Origin of the sequence: Serratia sp. MYb239, assembly GCF_002966855.1 — a bacterium.
In the GTDB taxonomy this organism is placed as follows: Bacteria; Pseudomonadota; Gammaproteobacteria; order Enterobacterales; family Enterobacteriaceae; genus Serratia_B; species Serratia_B rhizosphaerae.
In genome coordinates this window covers 326,532-347,289 of record NZ_CP023268.1, presented here as the reverse complement: position 1 = coordinate 347,289, position 20,758 = coordinate 326,532, and the positions used below count along the sequence as shown (strand labels likewise).

At 53.8% G+C, this 20,758-nt stretch carries 16 protein-coding genes and 1 tRNA gene; 10 read left to right on the top strand and 7 right to left on the bottom strand.

Annotation, left to right across the window (positions count from 1 at the left end; all coding sequences use genetic code 11):
- Positions 1 to 350: 350 nt before the first annotated feature.
- The 6 genes from aspA to CLM71_RS01570 all read left to right on the top strand — a co-directional run bounded on the left by aspA (position 351) and on the right by CLM71_RS01570 (position 6,316).
- Complete coding sequence (gene aspA / locus CLM71_RS01595) at positions 351 to 1,787, top strand: aspartate ammonia-lyase (protein WP_105229458.1); 1,437 nt, start codon at positions 351 to 353, stop codon at positions 1,785 to 1,787.
- A gap of 235 nt (positions 1,788 to 2,022) precedes the next feature.
- On the top strand, positions 2,023 to 3,324 hold the full coding sequence (locus CLM71_RS01590) for an anaerobic C4-dicarboxylate transporter (protein WP_105229457.1): 1,302 nt from the start codon (positions 2,023 to 2,025) through the stop codon (positions 3,322 to 3,324).
- A gap of 125 nt (positions 3,325 to 3,449) precedes the next feature.
- Positions 3,450 to 3,773, top strand: coding sequence for a divalent cation tolerance protein CutA (gene cutA, locus CLM71_RS01585; protein ID WP_105229456.1), 324 nt, complete (start codon positions 3,450 to 3,452; stop codon positions 3,771 to 3,773).
- Positions 3,749 to 5,461: a protein-disulfide reductase DsbD gene (locus tag CLM71_RS01580; protein ID WP_105229455.1), complete on the top strand. Its 1,713-nt coding sequence runs from the start codon at positions 3,749 to 3,751 to the stop codon at positions 5,459 to 5,461. The genes cutA and CLM71_RS01580 overlap by 25 nt, the downstream gene beginning before the upstream one ends.
- 42 nt (positions 5,462 to 5,503) lie before the next feature.
- Positions 5,504 to 6,079 carry a transcriptional regulator gene (locus CLM71_RS01575; protein ID WP_105229454.1) on the top strand — a complete coding sequence of 192 codons (576 nt, stop codon included), beginning with the start codon at positions 5,504 to 5,506 and terminating at the stop codon, positions 6,077 to 6,079.
- 161 nt (positions 6,080 to 6,240) lie between these two features.
- Positions 6,241 to 6,316 (top strand) — tRNA-Phe (locus CLM71_RS01570).
- A gap of 61 nt (positions 6,317 to 6,377) precedes the next feature.
- Here CLM71_RS01570 and CLM71_RS01565 read toward each other — a convergent pair.
- The 4 genes from CLM71_RS01565 to CLM71_RS01550 all read right to left on the bottom strand — a co-directional run bounded on the left by CLM71_RS01565 (position 6,378) and on the right by CLM71_RS01550 (position 11,124).
- Positions 6,378 to 7,517, bottom strand: a complete 1,140-nt coding sequence (locus tag CLM71_RS01565) for an ABC transporter permease (protein ID WP_105229453.1) — start codon at positions 7,515 to 7,517, stop codon at positions 6,378 to 6,380.
- Positions 7,498 to 8,421: an ABC transporter ATP-binding protein gene (locus CLM71_RS01560; RefSeq protein ID WP_105229452.1), complete on the bottom strand. Its 924-nt coding sequence runs from the start codon at positions 8,419 to 8,421 to the stop codon at positions 7,498 to 7,500. The genes CLM71_RS01565 and CLM71_RS01560 overlap by 20 nt, the downstream gene beginning before the upstream one ends.
- Positions 8,414 to 9,358, bottom strand: a complete 945-nt coding sequence (locus CLM71_RS01555) for an HlyD family secretion protein (protein ID WP_234008607.1) — start codon at positions 9,356 to 9,358, stop codon at positions 8,414 to 8,416. Before CLM71_RS01555 ends, CLM71_RS01560 begins: the two co-directional genes overlap by 8 nt.
- Positions 9,359 to 9,432: 74 nt before the next feature.
- Positions 9,433 to 11,124: a lysophospholipid acyltransferase family protein gene (locus CLM71_RS01550; protein ID WP_105229450.1), complete on the bottom strand. Its 1,692-nt coding sequence runs from the start codon at positions 11,122 to 11,124 to the stop codon at positions 9,433 to 9,435.
- A 432-nt stretch (positions 11,125 to 11,556) separates the two neighbouring features.
- On the opposite strand from CLM71_RS01550, the gene CLM71_RS01545 reads away from it, so the two are divergent.
- Positions 11,557 to 11,790, top strand: a complete 234-nt coding sequence (locus tag CLM71_RS01545; RefSeq protein ID WP_105229449.1) for a hypothetical protein — start codon at positions 11,557 to 11,559, stop codon at positions 11,788 to 11,790.
- A gap of 107 nt (positions 11,791 to 11,897) precedes the next feature.
- On the opposite strand, the gene CLM71_RS01540 is transcribed toward CLM71_RS01545, so the two are convergent.
- The 3 genes from CLM71_RS01540 to gltP all read right to left on the bottom strand — a co-directional run bounded on the left by CLM71_RS01540 (position 11,898) and on the right by gltP (position 15,695).
- Positions 11,898 to 13,370: a SulP family inorganic anion transporter gene (locus CLM71_RS01540; protein WP_105229448.1), complete on the bottom strand. Its 1,473-nt coding sequence runs from the start codon at positions 13,368 to 13,370 to the stop codon at positions 11,898 to 11,900.
- On the bottom strand, positions 13,348 to 13,995 hold the full coding sequence (locus CLM71_RS01535; protein WP_105229447.1) for a carbonic anhydrase: 648 nt from the start codon (positions 13,993 to 13,995) through the stop codon (positions 13,348 to 13,350). Before CLM71_RS01535 ends, CLM71_RS01540 begins: the two co-directional genes overlap by 23 nt.
- Before the next feature lie 383 nt (positions 13,996 to 14,378).
- Entirely contained in the window at positions 14,379 to 15,695 is a 1,317-nt protein-coding gene (gene gltP, locus CLM71_RS01530) for a glutamate/aspartate:proton symporter GltP (protein WP_105229446.1), read from the bottom strand.
- Between the two features lie 884 nt (positions 15,696 to 16,579).
- Here gltP and acs point away from each other — a divergent pair.
- From acs to actP, 3 genes are all read left to right on the top strand, one after another.
- Entirely contained in the window at positions 16,580 to 18,538 is a 1,959-nt protein-coding gene (gene acs / locus CLM71_RS01525; RefSeq protein WP_105229445.1) for an acetate--CoA ligase, read from the top strand.
- Positions 18,539 to 18,731: 193 nt separating this feature from the next.
- A complete protein-coding gene (locus CLM71_RS01520) occupies positions 18,732 to 19,043 on the top strand; it encodes a DUF485 domain-containing protein (RefSeq protein ID WP_015344244.1) in 312 nt (103 codons plus the stop codon).
- A complete protein-coding gene (gene actP / locus CLM71_RS01515) occupies positions 19,040 to 20,689 on the top strand; it encodes a cation/acetate symporter ActP (RefSeq protein WP_105229444.1) in 1,650 nt (549 codons plus the stop codon). The genes CLM71_RS01520 and actP overlap by 4 nt, the downstream gene beginning before the upstream one ends.
- The last annotated feature ends 69 nt before the right edge of the window (positions 20,690 to 20,758 follow it).

Sequence of the window (20,758 nt, the reverse complement as noted above, 5' to 3'; positions counted from 1 at the left end):
GTGTTCTCCTATCAGATAGCTTCGCGTACCCGCTCCGGGCGCATACGAGAATAATAAAGTGGCCTGATAAAACAGGTCGAGTTAATTACAATGAGGGTAGCCGAGCGGCTTTTCAACCGGCTGGTCTCTTTTAAATGGCTACACTGATAAATGTGAATCAGATCACGGAATGCAAAAGCTGTGGTTTTTGAACGTTCAGATAGTGATCTGTGTTCATTCATTTATTGCGAAGCAGCATATGATCGGCGCAGCTCCGACCGTTTAGGTTGATACTGCGGCGGTTGGCGCTCACGGCAACATAAATTAACTAACAAAATAAATAATTCGGTAGCTACATAGAGAAGGTTCTCATGTCAAACAATATTCGTATCGAAGAAGATTTGCTCGGAACACGTGAAGTACCCGCAGATGCCTACTACGGTGTTCACACTCTGCGTGCGATTGAAAACTTTTATATCAGCAACAGCAAAATCAGCGATGTTCCTGAGTTTGTCCGCGGCATGGTGATGGTGAAAAAAGCGGCCGCGCTGGCGAATAAAGAGCTACAAACTATTCCGCGCAAGATCGCCGATACCATTATCCTGGCCTGTGATGAGGTGCTGGATAAAGGTAAATGTATGGACCAGTTCCCGGTGGACGTCTTCCAGGGCGGCGCGGGCACCTCGCTGAACATGAATACCAACGAAGTGCTGGCAAATATCGGCCTGGAGCTGATGGGGCATCAGAAAGGGGAATACCAGTATCTGAACCCGAACGATCACCTGAATAAGAGCCAGTCCACCAACGACGCTTATCCGACCGGCTTCCGCATTGCGGTTTACGCCTCGGTGATGAAGCTGATCGACGCCATCAACCAGCTGGGTGAAGGCTTCGAACGTAAAGCCAAAGAATTTGAAAATATCCTGAAGATGGGCCGCACCCAGCTGCAGGACGCCGTGCCAATGACGCTCGGCCAGGAGTTCCACGCATTCAGCGTGCTGCTGAATGAAGAGACCCGCAACCTGCGCCGCACCGCGGAGCTGCTGCTGGAAGTCAACCTGGGTGCGACCGCCATCGGCACCGCGCTGAATACGCCGGACGGCTACCAGCAGCTGGCAGTGCAAAAGCTGGCGGAAGTCAGCAACCTGCCGGTCGTGCCGGCCGAAGATCTGATTGAGGCCACCTCGGACTGCGGCGCTTACGTCATGGTGCACAGTGCGCTGAAGCGTCTGGCCGTGAAAATGTCCAAAATCTGCAACGACCTGCGCCTGCTCTCCTCCGGCCCGCGCGCCGGCCTGAATGAAATCAACCTGCCGGAACTGCAGGCTGGTTCCTCCATTATGCCGGCCAAGGTCAACCCGGTGGTGCCTGAAGTGGTCAATCAGGTGTGCTTTAAAGTGATCGGCAACGATACTTGCGTTACCATGGCGTCCGAAGCAGGTCAGCTGCAGCTGAACGTGATGGAGCCGGTGATCGGCCAGGCGATGTTCGAGTCTATCCACATCCTCACCAACGCCAGTTATAACCTGCTGGAGAAATGCATCAACGGCATTACCGCCAATAAGGAAGTGTGCGAACACTACGTCTTCAACTCTATCGGCATCGTGACCTACCTGAATCCGTTTATCGGCCACCACAACGGTGACATCGTCGGTAAGATTTGTGCGGAAACCGGTAAAAGCGTGCGGGAAGTGGTATTGGAGCGCGGCCTGTTGACGGAAGCCGAACTGGATGACATCTTCTCCGTCGAGAACTTAAAACATCCGGCCTATAAAGCAAAACGCTATACAGATGAAAACGAACAATAACAGATACATCCGGTAGCCTGAAAGGCACGCTAAATCCTCTGGATAGCGTGCCTTTTTACTTTCTAGCGCCCACAAATTTTTAACGTTTCATTTTCATATAACCAAAGTTATTCGGGTTGTCGCGCCCCCGTCACGGCGCAGCGAACACGCCGATGGAACGGCGGATACGTACGGCCGGGCAAACGGCAGCCTGAAAGATGGCGAATATAAAAACTTTATTGCGAGGAGCAACACTATGTTAGCGGTGGAATTGATCATCGTTCTGCTGGCCATTTTTCTCGGGGCCAGACTGGGCGGTATCGGCATTGGCTTTGCAGGGGGCCTTGGGGTTTTAGTTCTGGCGATGATCGGCGTAAAGCCGGGCAATATCCCCTTTGACGTAATCTCCATCATTATGGCGGTGATCGCCGCCATCTCCGCGATGCAGGTCGCGGGCGGTATGGACTACCTGGTCCAGCAAACCGAGAAGTTACTGCGTAAAAATCCAAAACACATCACCATCCTGGCGCCGGTGGTCACCTACTTCCTGACCATCTTTGCCGGCACCGGCAATATTTCCCTCTCCGCGCTGCCGGTGATTGCCGAAGTGGCGAAAGAGCAAGGCATTAAACCCTGCCGACCGCTCTCTACCGCCGTCGTCTCCGCCCAGATCGCCATTACCGCATCGCCGATTTCCGCCGCCGTGGTTTATATGTCCTCGGTGATGGAAGGCCACGGCGTCAGCTATCTGCATCTGCTGATGGTGGTCATTCCGTCGACCTTCCTGGCGGTGCTGCTGATGTCGCTGCTGGTCACCTGGCTGTTCGACTCCAAACTGTCTAACGACCCGGTCTACCTGAAACGACTGGAAGAAGGCCTGATTACCCTGCGCGGCAACAAGGTGATGGAGATTAAACCGCGCGCCAAGTCATCAGTGTTGCTGTTCCTGCTGGGCGTACTTTGCGTGGTGGCCTACGCCATCATCAACAGCCCGGGGCTGGGGCTGGTCGCCAAGCCGCTGATGAACACCACCAACGCTATTCTGATCATCATGCTGAGTGTCGCCACCCTGACCACGTTGCTGTGCCGCGTCGATACCGACGCCGTGCTGAACTCCAGCACCTTCAAGGCCGGCATGAGCGCCTGTATCTGTATCCTGGGCGTGGCCTGGCTGGGCGACACCTTCGTACAGGCCAACCTGGACTGGATCAAAGAGACCGCCGGCAGTGTGATTCAGGCGCACCCATGGCTGCTGGCGGTGATCTTCTTCTTCTGCTCGGCGCTGCTCTACTCCCAGGCCGCCACCGCCAAGGCGCTGATGCCGATGGCATTGGCCCTGAACGTCAGCCCGCTGACGGCCGTCGCCTCTTTCGCGGCGGTATCCGGCCTGTTTATTCTGCCGACCTATCCGACGCTGGTCGCCGCAGTGCAGATGGACGATACCGGCACCACCCGTATCGGCCGTTTCGTGTTTAACCACCCGTTCTTTATTCCCGGCACCATCGGCGTCATCCTCTCCGTAGTGCTCGGCTTCCTGCTGGGCGGCATCATGCTGTAACTCTCCACGGGGCCGTCAGGCCCCGTATTTCCTGCGGTATCCGCGCTGGTGATAAACTCGCCTTCTAGCCGCTAGGCCTTCAGGGTATAGTGCTCTGCAGAGAATCGGGTTGAGAGGGAGTCAAGATGTCTGATTGCGAAGCCGTCGTCATACTTTGTACCGCACCGGATGAGGCCAGCGCTCAGGAGCTGGCGGCCCGCGTGCTGGGTGAAAAGCTGGCCGCCTGCGCCACGCTGCTGCCCGGCGCGTCATCGCTGTATTACTGGGAAGGGAAACTGGAACAGGAGTACGAAGTCCAGATGCTGTTCAAAAGCAATCGCCAGCATCAACACGCCCTGCTCAGCTATCTGAAACAACATCACCCGTACCAGACGCCCGAGCTGCTGGTACTGCCGGTGATGGCCGGAGATAAAGACTATTTGTTATGGATCAACGCATCATTAAACTGATTTTCCTGCTGTGCAGCCTGTTCTTCCTGTCGCAGACGGTGCAGGCCTCGCTGTTCAGCAACGGCGGCGGCAGCCAGTTTGTGCCGGTCGATCGGGCATTTGCCTTCGACTTCCAGCAAAAGGGCCAGCAACTGACGCTGAACTGGCAGATCCGCCCCGGCTATTATCTGTATCGCCAGCAAATAAAACTGGTGCCACAGCAGGCGCAGCTGGCCGACTTCAGCCTGCCGAAAGGGATAAGCCATAAAGACGAATTCTTCGGCGAGACCGAGATTTATCAACAGCAGTTGCAGTTGCCGCTGACGCTGCGGCAGGCCTCGGCGAACGCCAGCCTGAGCGTCACCTATCAGGGCTGCGCCGCCGCCGGTTTCTGCTACCCGCCGGAAACCCGTGTGATTCCGCTGGACGCCGTGGCGGCGTCATCCCCGCCAACGCCGGCCAGCGCGACGCCGGCAACGCCCGCTCCCGCCAGCCTGCCGTTTTCACCGCTGTGGGCGCTGCTGATCGGTATCGGCATCGCATTTACCCCCTGCGTCCTGCCGATGTACCCGCTGATTTCCGGCATTATCCTCGGCCGGGAGCGACCGCACAGCAGCGGGCGCATCCTGCTGCTGGCGGTGGTGTATGTGCAGGGTATGGCGCTGACCTACACGCTGCTGGGCCTGGTGGTGGCCGCCGCCGGCCTGCAGTTCCAGGCGGCGCTGCAGCATCCGTACGTGCTGATTGGCCTCTCCGCGCTGTTTATCGCCCTCGCGCTGTCGATGTTTGGCTGCTATTCGCTGCAGCTGCCTTCCTCACTGCAGACGCGGCTGGCCAACTGGAGCAACACTCAGCGCGGTGGCTCGCTGTTCGGCGTCTTTGTGATGGGCGCACTGGCCGGGCTGATCTGTTCGCCTTGCACCACCGCACCGCTCAGCGCCATCCTGCTGTATATCGCGCAAAGCGGCAATATGTGGGCCGGCGGCGGCACGCTGTACCTGTACGCACTGGGGATGGGCATTCCGCTGATTATCGTCACGCTGTTCGGCAACCGACTGCTGCCGCGCAGCGGGCCATGGATGCAGTACGTGAAAGAGGCCTTCGGCTTTGTCATCCTGGCCCTGCCGGTATTCCTGCTGGAGCGGGTGATCGGCGATCTGTGGGGGCTGCGCCTGTGGAGCCTGCTCGGCCTGGCGTTCTTCGGCTGGGCCTTCGTGCTGAGTTTGAAAAGCTCACGCGGCTGGACCCGCGCGCTGCAGCTACTGTTGCTGGCCGCGGCGGTGATCGCCGCCCGCCCGCTGCAGGACTGGGCGTTTGGCCCCGGCGCCGCGCAGCAGGCCGTCCAGCCGCACCTGGCGTTCACCCGCATCAGCAACGTAGAACAGTTGAATCAGGCGCTGCGGCAGGCGCAGGGTAAGCCGGTGATGCTGGACCTGTACGCCGACTGGTGCGTCGCCTGCAAAGAGTTTGAGAAGTACACCTTCAGCGACGCCGGCGTGCAGGCCAGCCTGGCCGACACGGTGCTGCTGCAGGCTGACGTCACCGCCAACAGCGCCGAACAGGCGGCGCTGCTGAAACATCTACAGGTCTTGGGATTGCCCACCATTTTGTTCTTTGACCGTAACGGCCATGAGCAAACGGCCAATCGCGTTACCGGTTTTATGAATGCCCAGACGTTTAACGCACATTTGCAGAAAACTGTGCAGTAAACGACACTGAGGTGCAGAAGCAGAATTTGGAGGGGAGCACAGGTGCAACGCGAACATGTTCTTGATACCGCGCTGGGGTTGCTGGAACAGCAAGGTCTGGCGAACACCACGCTGGAAATGCTGGCAGAGAAGCTCGACGTACAACCTGCTGATTTCAAGCCCTACTGGCCGGATGCGGAAGCCTTGTTGTATGACTGCCTGCGCCATCACGGGCAGCAGATCGACGCCTGGCGCCGGCAATTGCTGCTGGATGAGACGCTGACGCCGCAGCAAAAACTGCTGGCGCGCTATGACGTGCTGGCGGAATACGTACAGAACAGTCGCTATCCCGGCTGCCTGTTTATTGCCGCCTGCAGCTTCTTCCCGGAGGATGACCATCCGATCCACCAGCTCGCAGAGCAGCAGAAGATGAGCTCGCTGGCGCTGACCCGCGACCTGCTGCGGGAAATGGACGCCGACGACGCCGATATGGTGGCCCAGCAGATGGAGCTGATTCAGGAAGGCTGCCTGAGCAAATTGCTGATCAAACGACAGCTTCAGGATGTTTCCGTCGCCAAACGCCTGGCGGAAGACATTCTGCAGGTGGCCCAGTGCCGCAAACACGGTGCCTTGGGCTAGGTGATTACAGCGCTATCCGGCCATATAACGCGCTGATTATCCTGCTTAAGGATAAACTTCACGCAAGCTGAATGAAAAGACAGCAAACGACGCTGTTTTTTCACGTTTATGTCATAAAGCGATTGACGCCAACCGGGCTTTACGGTTTAATGCAGCCCGTTGCCCGGATAGCTCAGTCGGTAGAGCAGGGGATTGAAAATCCCCGTGTCCTTGGTTCGATTCCGAGTCCGGGCACCATATTCAGAAAAACCCGCCTATGGCGGGTTTTTCGCTTTCTGGAATGGGCTACCCGTTCTCATCAGTCCAGCGTTTTGCGGTAGGTACGCAGGCCGATAAAAATCACCGCCGCCGCCAGCCCCAGCAGCGGCAGAAAATCCGGCAGCAGCTCCGCCAGCGTGTAGCCCTTCAGCATCACCCCTTTGATTAAGCGAATAAAGTAGGTCAGCGGCAGGCATGAACCGATCGCCTGCGCCCAGGCCGGCATGCTGATAAACGGGCTGATAAAGCCGGACAGCAGCACCGAGGGAATAAAGTAGAACGACGACATCTGCAACGCCTGCAGCTGGCTTTGCGCAATGCTGGAAATGGTGATGCCGACCGACAGGCACAGAAAAATATAGACCGTCAGCACCGTCAGGAGTAAAAACACGTTCCCCAGCAGCGGAATATTAAACAGATATACCGCGCACAGCAGGATCATTACCGACTGGAACATGCCGATCAGCACATAAGGCGTGATCTTACCGACGATCACCTCCAGCCCGGTCACCGGCGATACCAGCAGGTTTTCGATCGCACCGCTCTCACGCTCACGGGTGATCGCCAGCGCGGTCATCAGGATCATGGTGGTACTCAGGATCGAGCCGATAATCCCGGGAATGGTATTGTACTGTGTGATCCCTTCCGGGTTGAACATCCGGTGCACTACCAGCTCGAAGTTCTCCGTCCCTTCCCTGCCCCGCAGTGACTCCGGCAGATCGTACTGAAACATATTTTTTGACGCCTGCGCGATGGCACTCAGCGCGTTGCCGCCGGCGATCGGATCAATAGCATCGCTTTGGATCAGCAACTGCGGCTTTTCACCACGCAAAATCTTCTGGCTGAAGTCCGCCGGGATGGTCACGATAAAGATCACATCACCCCGCACAAAAGCCTTTTCCGCCTCCTGCTCCGAGGCTGCCGGCTGCAGGGAGAAATATTGAGTATTCTGTGCTGCACTGATAAACACCTGGCTCAGATGCCCCGAGTCATAGTTCAACAACGCCGCCGGCACATGGCGCGGATCCATATTCACTGCATAGCCCAGAATGATCAGTTGGAACAGCGGCGTCAGGAACACCATGCTGAAACTCACCCGATCCCGGCGCAGTTCATGGATCTCCTTGATCACCACCCCCAGCCAGCGCGTGAGCGAAAAGTTAATCATTGGTTTTTTCATCGCTACTCTTCATCAGGTAGGTAAACGCATCCTCAAGCTGAGTCGGCACCTGGCACAGTTCATACCCCACCGGCAACCGTGCCGTCAGTAAACCGTGCAGCCGTTCGCCATTGCAGGCGGTAACATACAGCGCATTGCCGAAGATGACCGTCTGCTCGATCTCTGGCAGGGCTTGCAGCCGGCTTTCCAACTCCGTCAATCCCTTGCCGCGCACCTGGATCGTGGTGAGATTTTGCGCCTGGATAATATCTGCGATGGCGCCGCTGGCCAGCAGGGTGCCGTAGGAAAGGTACGCCACTTTATGGCAGCGCTCCGCTTCATCCATATAGTGCGTGCTGACCAGAATGGAGATGCCGGCGTCAGAGAGGTGATGCAGCGTTTGCCAGAACTCGCGCCGCGCCTTGGGATCAACCCCAGCCGTCGGTTCATCCAGAAACAGCAGCTCAGGTTCGTGCAGCATACAGGCGGCCAGCGCCATCCTTTGCTTCCAGCCGCCGGACAGCACCTTCGCCAGCTGATGCTGGCGGGACGCCAGCCCCATCTCCTCCAGTACGCGCTCAATACGCTGCTTACGCCGGTCAAGATTGTGCAGACGTGCAATAAATAATAAATTTTCCCGAATGGTCAAATTACCCCACATTGAAAAATGCTGGGTCATATAGCCAATGCGCCGCTTAATCGCTTCACGCTGGGTAAATATGTCCATCCCCAGGCAAGAGCCGCTGCCGGAATCCGGCGTGATCAAGCCGCACATCATGCGTATCGAGGTGGTTTTACCGCTGCCGTTCGGCCCCAGAAAGCCGTAAATCTCGCCTTTGCCAATGCGTAAAGAAAAATCCCTCACCGCATGATTGGCGCCAAAGTGTTTATTCAACTTGTGAACATCAATGCACCAGTCATTCATCGTGAACGAGCCTCACCTGCACCGGCTGGCCAATCTTCATCCGCTGCGCCTGCACAAGCTCCGGTCGCGCCTCAGCCATGAACACCAGTTTTTCACGGCGTTTGGTGCTGTAAATCACCGGTGGAGAGTATTCCGCCTGCGGACTGAGATAGTGAACCGTCCCCGCGATCGGCTCTGCGCAGCCGTCACAAAGAATATCGATGCGTGAACCCACATGTAGCGCTCCCAGATCCTTTTCCGGTACAAAGAAACGGACCTTGATATTTTCCGGCGGCAGCAGACTGATAATGGGTTTACCGGCAGCGGGACGCTCGCCGGGGCGATAAATAACGTCATAAACCAATGCCGACTCCGGTGCGACAATCTGGCTTTGCTGCAAATCCCAACGCGCTTTGTCCAGCTGCAGCCTGGCGGATGCCACCCGCGCCGACTGGTTGTTAATCCGCTCTTGCCGCGCCGGTAGCGCCTTGGCACTCAGTTGATGCGACAGCTCATTAACCTGCGCAATCTTCTGTGCATAATCCGCTTCCATCCCCTCCCACTCCGTGGCGGAAATAACATGCTTGGTATAAAGAGGCTGATTTCTTTCCAGTTGACGTTTTGCCAGTTTGGCTGCGGCACGCGCCCGCGTTAACTGTGCACGCACCACGTCCAGCTCCTTATCACGATCGCCAGAACGCAAATCCTGCAGCAGGGCGCGTTCAGCCATATAATTCTTCTCTGCAATACGCAGCGCATTATCGGCGTTAAAAGACTCCATGGTAGCCAAGGGTTGTCCCTTCTCGACCCAAGCGCCTTTATTAACCAGAACCTTCTCAATCTTTTCACTGGCGTGATAAGAGAGATAGATAAATTCACCATTGGCATAGCCGGAAAATGCATCGGGCGATGTATCCCTACAGCCCGAGCACAGCAAAGAAAAAATAATAATCAGCACAGCCTTACCAGTAAGGTTCATTGAAGATATTCCTATATACCAAGAGGCAGCGACGTATTTCTCTCGATAAATAATTACGCCGTTTTAATATAGTGGGATTGATAACTTTTCTTCAACGCCGCCAGTTTGCAAATACTCAAGCCGGCAATAGAATTAAAACTCTGGTCGTCCTTAAACCCAAGCAACATTGAACCGCCAAGGTAAAACCAGCGCGCCATCTGCTTAAATGGCCATGGCAGTTGATAGCCGGCTTCATCCAGTAGCGTATTCAGCCGCTTCCAGTCGGCGCGAAAGTCATCGCCGGAAAACAGCGTACCGGATGTGCTGTTCGGCCAGTTCGCCTCTCCTGCCATTAAGCCGGCCTGATGCGGCGCGGAGAAATAGCATTGGTAGAAATCAATAATCAATCGCTGCGCTGAAACAGAATAGTTTTTGGGAATCGTTAATACCCCCAGCAGATTTTTATAATCAGGATAACGCTGAGAAAAACAGAAAATACCTTTCCATAATGCATCCAGCGCATTGGTTTTTTGATATTGATGCTGAATAAACCCACGCCCGACTTCAAAACTTTCGGCGACGTCAGCCGTTAAGAGGCGGGTATACTGGAAGAGGGAATAGCTATACAGACCTTCTACGCCACGCTTGGCGATCTGCTCGCCTGCCGGCACAATACGGTAGGCGCCAACAATTTCCAATGCCTGCGGATCCCAGAGTATCACATGGTAATAGTCCGGATCGTAAACGTCATTATCGCGCTTTTCCCCGGATCCCATCGCCAAGGCGCGGAATGAGGCTTCACGCAGCCGGCCCAGCTCCTGTAAAATTGGCGAATATGCCTCGTCCTGATAACGATACAGATATATCCGTTTACCATCACCAAGCGTTTTCAACACTTCACACCGACTCAGTGCATTAGCCAGCAGGCTTCTCGATTCCGGAGCGGCAAGCGCCGGCAATGTAGGCACCACTCCCGGTTTCCCCTTACCGACGCTCAAAAGATGAGCCCGGCAATCGGCAGCCAACGTCTCCAGCGCTTCATCCGTCTTTAGGGCTGAAACGCCGATTGGCTGACAAATCCTCATACGTAGCGTACTGCCCTGATGCCGGGCTATTTCACGGAAAATCATTAGATTAGACAAGGGACGCCAGGCAAGCGCTGCCATGTAATACCAAACGCTGTTGATGCCGCGAATATGCACAGGCAACAGCGTCGCCCGGGTACGACGCGCCAGGTGAATGAACCCCGAATGCCATGGCGACTCCCGCAGCCCGCCCAGCGACAGGCCGGCTAATCGCCCTGCCGGGCAGATCAGCAGAACGCCCCCTTTCTCCAAGTGGTCGCTCATCTCTTTAAATTGCCGATGGCTCATCTTACCGTGCATATTTCTGATGCCGATCGAGATATCTTTTATTTGCGGAAACAAAAAGGTTAATACATGGTTAGCAATTATCTTCACATCTTTACGCACACGTGAAATCGTGCTCATTAACGCCAACCCATCGATAACCGTAGGATGATTGGCAATCACAATCAGCGGCCCCTGGCTGGGGATATTATCGTAATCGCCACCGTGTGCCTCAAAGCGCAACTGCAGGGTATCGACTACCGAATCAACCCAATCAAGCCCTTGCTTTCCTTTGGCTTTTTGTAATACTGGCGCAATCTTTTCTTCGCCGAACACCCATTTAATTAACCTACGCCGGCGAGGAGACATATCCTGCCCCGGGAAAAACTCCTCAATAACCCTGCCAATTGTATCCATACAAGCACCTTCGATTATCCAAGCTGATTTGCAGTTCCACTAAAAAAACCAACAAAATCATCCTGCTAATTAAAATTAATTCACAGGAAAATATATTTTCGATATAAACATAACCACGAATTATAAAAATCGAATCGTCAACACCAAACCATCATCTAACGTGATAATTATATAAAATATAACCGGGAGGGCGTTTTAAAGTCCAGAAATAAATAAATATCACCGTCTCCATCAACCACAAGGAATAAGGATATTTCCGACCATACATCAGGAATCATCATAAAATACCATGTGCAGGGTGTTTTATGTTGATTTTAATTACAGCTTGGATAAAAGTAGTCATCGAAATATCTTGTCCGGCCAATTTAACTTGGGCGCCATTTATTTCTTCACGTTGAAAAAACAAACCTGTCATATAAAAGGATGATGATTATGAGAGAATTAAATAAAGTCGAATTACAGGACGTTTCTGGCGCAGGTCCAATTGCTGATGCAGCAAAAGCATTGGGCAACGGCATCGGTGCACTGATCGAAAACTTTGGCATCAAAGGCGCTAAAGACGCAGCTGCCAACCTGGGCAACGGCATCGGTGAAGTTATCGAAGCTGGTCTGTCCGTACTGGGCGGCATCTTCGGCGGCATCTTTGGCCGTCGTCCAGCCAAATAAGCTGAACGATAAGCAAACCCCAGGCTGCGCAAACGCAGCCTGGGGTTTTCTGTTTACGGCGTAATCAGCAAAGTGTGATGAATATGCTCCTCACGCCATTATCTCACCTACACCGGCCAGCGGTTCAGCGTGATGCCGCGCGTTGCCGCACTCGCACCGAAGTCCGCCAGCATGGCACGTACGTCAGGATCGATATATTCTGCATTGTCGCATTCCGCAATCACCACGCAGTTATCAGGAATCTGCGCCAATACGCTCTGCAGCCGCGGATTATGCAGGAAGGTCAGATTCTGATGAAAACGCACCACATAGTGATCGTCATACTGCGCCAGCTGCAGCGCATTGTGATGGCTTTTGTAGGTGCTGCACAGAACCTGCGCCATCAGACCAATTGCGATCCCCGCCAGCATGCCGAAGATAATAATCCCGCCAACGGTGACGATAAACGGTACGAAGTGCGCCAGTCCCATACGCCACTGTACGGCAAACAACGCCGGAGAAGCCAGTTTATAGCCGGTATACAGCAGTACCGCCGCCAGGCTTGCTAACGGAATGACGTTCAACAAATCGCTGAAGAACACACCGCACAACAGCAACAGAACCCCGTGCAGTAAAATAGAAACTTTACTGCGTGCTCCTGCATTTACGTTAACCGAACTCCGCACGATAACGGCGGTGATGGGCAAACCGCCCAAGAATCCGCTCAGCATGTTACCGACACCCTGCGCGCGCATTTCTTTATCCGGCGATGGCGCTGGTGTCTGCGATTTAAGCTTTTTCAACGCTTCCTGACTGAGCAAGGTTTCCAGGCTGGCCACCAACGCTAACGTCACCGCGATCACATAAACGGCAGGGTTACTCCATGCCCCCTGCCAGTCCGGCCGGCTGAACTGCGCGCCCAATTCGTCAACGCTGTCGAATTGGGGTAAGGCAATGCGTGAGATATTGCCCATAAACTCCGGCATCAGGCGTTCGCCAAATACCACGGCCAAACCGCCCCACAGTACCGCCACCAACGGCCCGGGGATATACGTCATCACTTTTATGCGCTTCACCGGCGCCGTCGTCCAGGCCCAAAGAATAAACAGTGCACCCAACGCGACCACGACCGAAGCCGGCGACAACATCTGACCTGCGGCGCTAAACAGCCCTGACAGGCCCTCTTCGCCCTGATAACCCAGCGCGACCGGTATCTGTTGCATAATCAGCAACAGGCCAATCGCCGCCAGCATGCCCTGGATAACCGTCCCGGGCACCAATGAAATAAAGCGTCCGGCACGCAACAAACCGAAAATAAGCTGCAGTACCCCAGCCATAATCAGCGCGACCAGCAGCAAAGAAAATGATCCGAGCGTTTCCATCGCCCCGACGACGATGGTTACCAATCCGGCGGCCGGCCCGCTAACCGCATAACGCGACGGGCTAAGTAATGTGACCACCAGACCGCCAATCACACCGGTCAGCAGTCCGACAAACGGCGGCACGCCACTCGCCTGAGCAATGCCCAGACTGAGCGGTAAAGCCACCAAAAACACGACGATCCCTGCGGGAATATCATTACGCAGAGTGCTTAAGCTCATTATGCACCTCCGCACTGTCCTGATGAATCAGCTCCTTCAGATGCCCGTCATGCAAATCGTAAACGCAGCCGAATACATCCAGAGTGCGGCCCTGTTGCCAGACCTGTTGCACCGGCTGGCAGTCGACAAGATGAGCAAACTGGGTCACCACGTGCGCGTCGATCACGCGATTCAAGCGCTGCGTCTCATCCTCTTCACTCTGCTGATACTGCGGCAGTTCGCTCGCCAGCGACTGACGCAAATTTTTCAGACGCCTTGCTAACGCGCTGTTCTCCTGCGACAACGGCAGATCGGGCAGATTAACTGCGGCCTGCACGCCGCCACAACCATAGTGGCCGCACAGCACGATTGCGGAGACATGCAGATAGTCCAACGCGTACTGCAATACGCTCATCAGGCTATCGTCATCCTGTAAAACCATATTGGCGATATTACGGTGTACAAACAGCTCACCCGGATGTGCGCCGGTCAGCACCTCTGCCGGAACCCGGCTATCGGAACAACCTATCCACAGCGCATGTGGCTGCTGACCGGCGATATGCTTACGGAAATAATGAGGATTGCGCTGGCGCTGTTGCAACGCCCAGCTGCGATTCCTGGCTATTAGGGGTTTGAGTATTGTCACAGCATGCTTCTCTCTGTTGGGGACAAACAGGCTTTCACCTACCCGCCCAGGGCCAATAACATAAAAAAAACTTATGATGTCGATAAAGGCTTGAAGCTAATACATGACATTTTCATGTCATGCAGGATCGTTCCTAAAGAAGGAAAACCCTTTATTAAAAATAGAGGCAGCGAGGATTAAGGCAAGTAAAAAAAGGTGGGAACTTTTAACAATCGTTACTAATCACAATGATTTTTAACAATAAAAAAATGATACCGTAGTATTAAAAAACTAAAGTAAGTGCTTACTGAAGAAACTTTACACTCAAAGGGCAATCGCTGGCATCACATCACAAAAAAAGCCCGCCAATGGCGGGCTTTTTTAATAATTAGCGAGAGGCAATATTAAGATTGTCTTGCTGTTTTTACTTTGCCCGCAAGGAATTCCTTCTCATAGGCCAGCGCTTTACTGCTGTCGAACTGGCGCTCCCACTTGGAGACGACCAGCACAGCCAACGCGTTGCCGACAACGTTCAACGCCGTACGCGCCATATCCAGGATGCGGTCGACGCCAGCGATAAAGGCCAGCCCTTCCAGCGGAATCCCCACGCTACCCAGCGTTGCCAGCAGCACAACGAAGGAAACGCCCGGTACGCCGGCAATACCTTTTGACGTCACCATCAGCGTCAACACCAACACGATTTCCTGACCGATTGACAGTTCAATACCGTAGAGCTGGGCAATAAAGATGGCGGCAATGCTCTGGTACAACGTGGAACCATCCAGGTTAAACGAGTACCCGGTCGGCACCACAAAGCTGGTGATCGATTTCGGCGCACCGTAGGCTTCCATTTTTTCAATAATGCGCGGCAGCACCGTTTCCGAACTGGCAGTGGAATAGGCCAGAATAAGCTCGTCTTTCAGGATTCGGATCAGCGTCCAGATGCGCAGTTTGCACATTCGCGCCACCGTTCCGAGCACCACCAGGGCGAAGAAGGCGATGGCCACATACACCAACAGCACCAGCTTGGCGAGCGGCAATAACGAGGCAAAACCAAAGTTTGCGACGGTTACCGCAATCAGGCCAAAGACCCCGACCGGCGCATAACGCATAATCATATGCGTTACTTTGAACATGGTTTCAGAAACCGCTTTAAAGACGTTCAGCAGCGGCTCTTTCGTTTCCTTGGGCAGGGAAGAGAGCCCTAAGCCAAACAGTACCGAGAAGAAGATAATCGGCAGCATGTCGCCTTTTGCCATCGATGCGAATATGTTGGACGGGATCAGCGATAAAATAGTGCTTACCAGGCTGTGAGAGCCGCTCTGTACCTGTTCGGTGGTTTTCTCATACTGGGAGATATCCACGGTAGTCAGCGTTGACATATCGATGCCGTGGCCGGGTTGGAAAACATTCGCCAAGGTCAACCCCACCACAATCGCGATGGTGGTTATCACCTCAAAATAGAGAATGGTTTTCAAACCAATGCGGCCCAATTTCTTCGCATCGCCGACGCCGGCAATACCGACGACTAAGGTAGAAATAACGATTGGCACGACAATCATTTTAATCAGGCTGATAAAAATATTCCCGGCGGGGCTAAGAATATTATTAACAAGCCATTCGCGAGAGTCCGTCTGATTGTGCAGGATCGCTCCAACAACAATCCCTAGCACCAACGCAATCAAGATTTGCCAAGCAAGGCTAATTTTCACACTTCTCATACCCAAAAAAGTCCTCAAAGCATTCCTCTGAAGTATTTTTTACCAACAACTCCAGATGAAATACTTAATCAATTCAATACAGGTTTATGTTAATTTAATGTAACGTTCACTTGCCCTGTCAGTGTTGCGGGTTAAATCTGTACCATCTGAAGCCTATGCTCTGCAAGCCTTGTTTCACCTGCAAAAAGCGCGCCGCTGCAGGAAATGCTAACTTCTCAATAATTTCCATTAACATAATTCGTTGTTATTAAATACATAATTCACTGTGCGTTAAGCTATAAAACAAACAGATCGTTCAATTTATCGGCAATAAGGAAATGCGTGACCCATCACGTAATATGCATATTTAAGCGTATGGTTGGAACTTCCTGAAACTTACACAAACTTACAAATTTTAATACTAAAACAATAAATTACGTTTGCCTACATGGCGGATGAATGATTGTCAAAAGAAGGGAATCCTTACAAATACTGGATGTATTTATTGCGTACTTCACGGTGTTTTTTTATTGCGTTACGTTTAACTTTTAAGAAAAAACAATTCATAGATATCATGCCTAATTAATACCGAATAGGAATATTAATAACCACATTATTACGAAACAGTTTTAGCCATGCTAAATGCAATATCTCATGACGTTTTTAACATCCCTTGCTTTATGTTTTTTTGTTCTTTAAATACGGGTTTGTTGTCAAAAACTGTGAACTCCCCCGTAAAGACACATTAACCTCGCAGATCTCCCCGTCAATTCGCCAGTAACTATTACAAATCAATATCTTCGTTGCGTGATCTATCGCGCAAAAAAGGAACAAAGAATCATAGCAAACTATACTTAACCACCAGTTGACATATCATTAACAACTTATAACAAGGAGTAAAAGCTATGAGCCAACTGCACAAACATGCGATTCCTGCCGCAATTGCGGAACATGCCCTGATTAGCCCGGCACAATACCAGCAATACTATCTGCAATCGGTGCAAGACCCGGCGGCCTTCTGGGGAGAACACGGCAAGATTGTTGACTGGATCAAGCCTTATACTCAGGTAAAAAACACCTCTTTCGCGCCGGGGAATATCAGCATCCGCTGGTTTGAAGACGGCACTCTCAACCTGGCAGCCAACTGCCTGGATCGCCATCTGGCCACCCGCGGCGACCAAACCGCCATTATCTGGGAAGGTGACGACCCGAACCAATCCAAGCATGTGACCTATAAGCAACTGCATCACGATGTCTGCCAATTTGCCAACGTGCTCAAAAGTCTGGGGGTGAAGAAAGGCGACGTCGTGGCGATTTATATGCCTATGGTGCCAGAGGCGGCGGTAGCGATGCTGGCCTGCGCTCGTATCGGGGCGGTGCACTCCGTGATCTTTGGCGGCTTCTCACCGGAAGCGGTGGCCGGACGCATTATCGACTCCAACGCCCGCCTGGTGATCACCGCCGATGAAGGCCTGCGCGCCGGCCGTTCCGTTCCCTTGAAAAAGAATGTGGATGACGCACTGAAAAATCCAGGGGTGACCAGCGTCGACAATGTGGTGGTTTTCCAACGTACCGGTAAACCCGGCTACTGGCAGGAAGGCCGCGACCTCTGGTGGCACGAGCTGACCGTCGGGGTCTCTGCAGAGTGTCCGCCGGAAGAGATGAATGCCGAAGATCCGCTGTTTATCCTCTATACCTCCGGTTCGACCGGTAAACCGAAGGGCGTACTGCATACTACCGGCGGCTATCTGGTCTATGCGGCGATGACCTTCAAATACGTCTTCGACTACCATGATGGCGACATTTACTGGTGCACCGCCGACGTCGGTTGGGTTACCGGCCACAGCTATTTACTGTATGGCCCGCTGGCCTGCGGCGCCATTACCCTGATGTTTGAAGGCGTGCCGAATTATCCCGGAGTTAATCGTCTGTCGCAGGTCATCGACAAACATCAGGTTAATATTCTGTATACCGCACCAACGGCGATCCGTGCGCTGATGGCGGAGGGCGACAAAGCGATTGAAGGTACCAAACGCGACTCGCTGCGCATTATGGGCTCGGTGGGCGAACCGATTAACCCGGAAGCCTGGGAGTGGTACTACGAAAAGATTGGCAACGGCCAGTGTCCGATCATGGACACCTGGTGGCAAACCGAAACCGGCGGTTTTATGATCACCCCGCTGCCCGGCGCTACCGAGCTGAAAGCCGGTTCCGCCACGAAGCCGTTCTTCGGCGTACAGCCGGCGCTGGTCGATAATGCCGGTACGCCGCAGGAAGGCGCCTGCGAGGGCAATCTGGTGATGGTCGACTCCTGGCCTGGCCAGGCGCGGACGCTGTTTGGCGATCACGCGCGCTTTGAACAGACCTATTTCTCGACCTTTAAAGGGATGTACTTCAGCGGCGATGGCGCACGACGCGACGAAGACGGCTATTACTGGATTACCGGCCGCGTCGATGATGTGCTGAACGTTTCCGGCCACCGTCTGGGAACGGCAGAAATCGAATCGGCGCTGGTTGCCCACCCGAAAATCGCTGAAGCCGCAGTGGTCGGTATTCCACATAATATTAAAGGCCAGGCGATTTACGCTTATATCACACTGAATCACGGTGAAGAACCGACGCCGGAGCTCTATACCGAGGTACGCAACTGGGTGCGTAAAGAGATAGGGCCAATCGCCACACCGGATATCCTGCACTGGACCGACTCTCTGCCGAAAACCCGCTCCGGCAAAATCATGCGGCGTATTCTGCGCAAAATTGCCGCCGGCGATACCAGCAATCTGGGTGATACCTCGACGCTGGCAGATCCGGCGGTTGTCGACAAGCTGTTGGAAGAAAAACAATCAATGAAAGTACCGTCGTAATTTTTTGCCGTTCCCGGCCGCCCGGTGCATGTCCGGCCGGCGGCCGCTATCTCCGAAAGTGTTCAGGTTGCAGTCTGCGTCTGAATGAATTACCCGGTATCTGCCTGAAACAAATGCCGGAACAGATGTAGGTATCCTGAAAGGCTGCGGATATAGCGCGGCGTTCGCAATCAATGCCTTTTGGAGACATACAATGAATGACACCATTTACCAGGGAATTGAGCAAAACCCGCGCTTTAAGGAGCTGGTGCGCAAACGTGGCCGTTTCGCCTGGCTACTGTCGTTAATCACGCTGGCGCTATACGTCGGCTTTATCCTACTGATCGCCTTCGCGCCGCAGTGGCTGGGTACCCCCATCGCCGCCGGCTCCACCATCACCCGAGGTATTCCCGTCGGCGTTGGATTGATCGTCATCTCTTTTGTCTTGACCGGTATCTACGTGTTCCGTGCTAACGGCGAGTTTGATCGCCTGACGGCAGAGATTCTGCGTGAGGTGAAACAATGAGATACTTACTTGCCATTGTCGCCCTGCTGCTGCCAACACTGGCCAATGCTGATGCCATCACCGGTGCGGTACAGCGCCAGCCGTTAAATATTCAAGCCATCGTGATGTTTGTCCTGTTCGTCGGTGCGACGCTGTACATCACTTACTGGGCCTCCAAACGCACCCGCTCCCGCCAGGATTACTACACCGCCGGCGGTCGTATCACCGGTTTTCAAAACGGGCTGGCGATCGCCGGTGACTTTATGTCCGCCGCCTCGTTTCTCGGCATTTCCGCATTGGTTTATACCTCCGGCTACGACGGACTGATCTATTCCATTGGTTTTCTGATTGGTTGGCCGATTATCCTATTCCTGATCGCCGAACGGCTACGTAACCTGGGGCGCTATACCTTTGCCGACGTCGCATCGTACCGACTGCAGCAAAAACCGATTCGTCTGCTGTCAGCATGCGGTTCTCTGGTGGTGGTTGCGCTCTATCTGATTGCCCAGATGGTCGGCGCCGGCAAACTGATCGAGCTGCTGTTCGGGCTGAACTACCACGTAGCAGTTATTTTGGTCGGTATTTTGATGGTGATGTACGTTCTGTTTGGCGGGATGTTGGCCACCACCTGGGTACAGATTATCAAAGCCGTTTTGCTACTGGCCGGCGCCAGTTTTATGGCACTGATGGTGATGAAGTCGGTCAATTTTGACTTTAATACGCTGTTTGCCGAAGCCGTGAAGGTGCACCCGAAAGGGGGCGAAATCATGAGCCCCGGCGGGCTAGTCTCCGACCCAATATCCGCACTCTCGCTGGGCCTGGCACTCATGTTCGGTACCGCCGGTCTGCCGCATATCCTGATGCGCTTCTTCACCGTCAGCGATGCTAAAGAAGCACGGAAAAGCGTGTTCTACGCCACCGGCTTTATTGGCTACTTTTATATTCTGACCTTTATTATCGGCTTTGGCGCCATCCTGCTGGTCAGCGCTAACCCTGCCTTTAAAGATGCCACCGGCGCTCTGCTTGGCGGGACCAATATGGCCGCCGTTCACTTAGCCAATGCAGTTGGCGGTAATTTCTTCCTTGGTTTTATCTCTGCCGTCGCGTTCGCCACCATCCTGGCGGTTGTTGCCGGTCTGACATTAGCCGGGGCTTCTGCGGTATCGCACGATCTCTACGCCAGCGTGGTCAAAAACGGCAAGGCGACCGAGAAAGAAGAGCTGCGGGTGTCGAAAATTACCGTAGTACTGCTGGGGATCGTCGCCATTGGCTTGGGGATCCTATTCGAAAAACAAAATATCGCCTTTATGGTCGGGCTGGCCTTCTCCATCGCCGCCAGTTGTAACTTCCCGATCATTATTCTTTCTATGTACTGGTCCCGTCTGACAACCCGCGGCGCCATGATCGGTGGCTGGCTCGGTCTGCTGACTGCGGTGCTTCTGATGATTCTGGGGCCAACGATCTGGGTAGAGATTCTGGGCCATGAGAAGCCTATCTATCCGTACGAATACCCGGCGCTGTTCTCCATGATCGTAGCCTTTATCGGTACCTGGCTGTTCTCCGTCACCGATAGTTCATTGACGGGTCAGCAGGAGCGTGAGCGCTTCCGCTCCCAGTTTGTTCGTTCGCAAACCGGGCTCGGGATTTCCCAGGGAAGTTCTCATTAGTCGGTAATTCAAGGAAGCAAACACCCGTGACTCAAAGGCCCTACGGGGCCTTTTAATGGTCGATAAGAG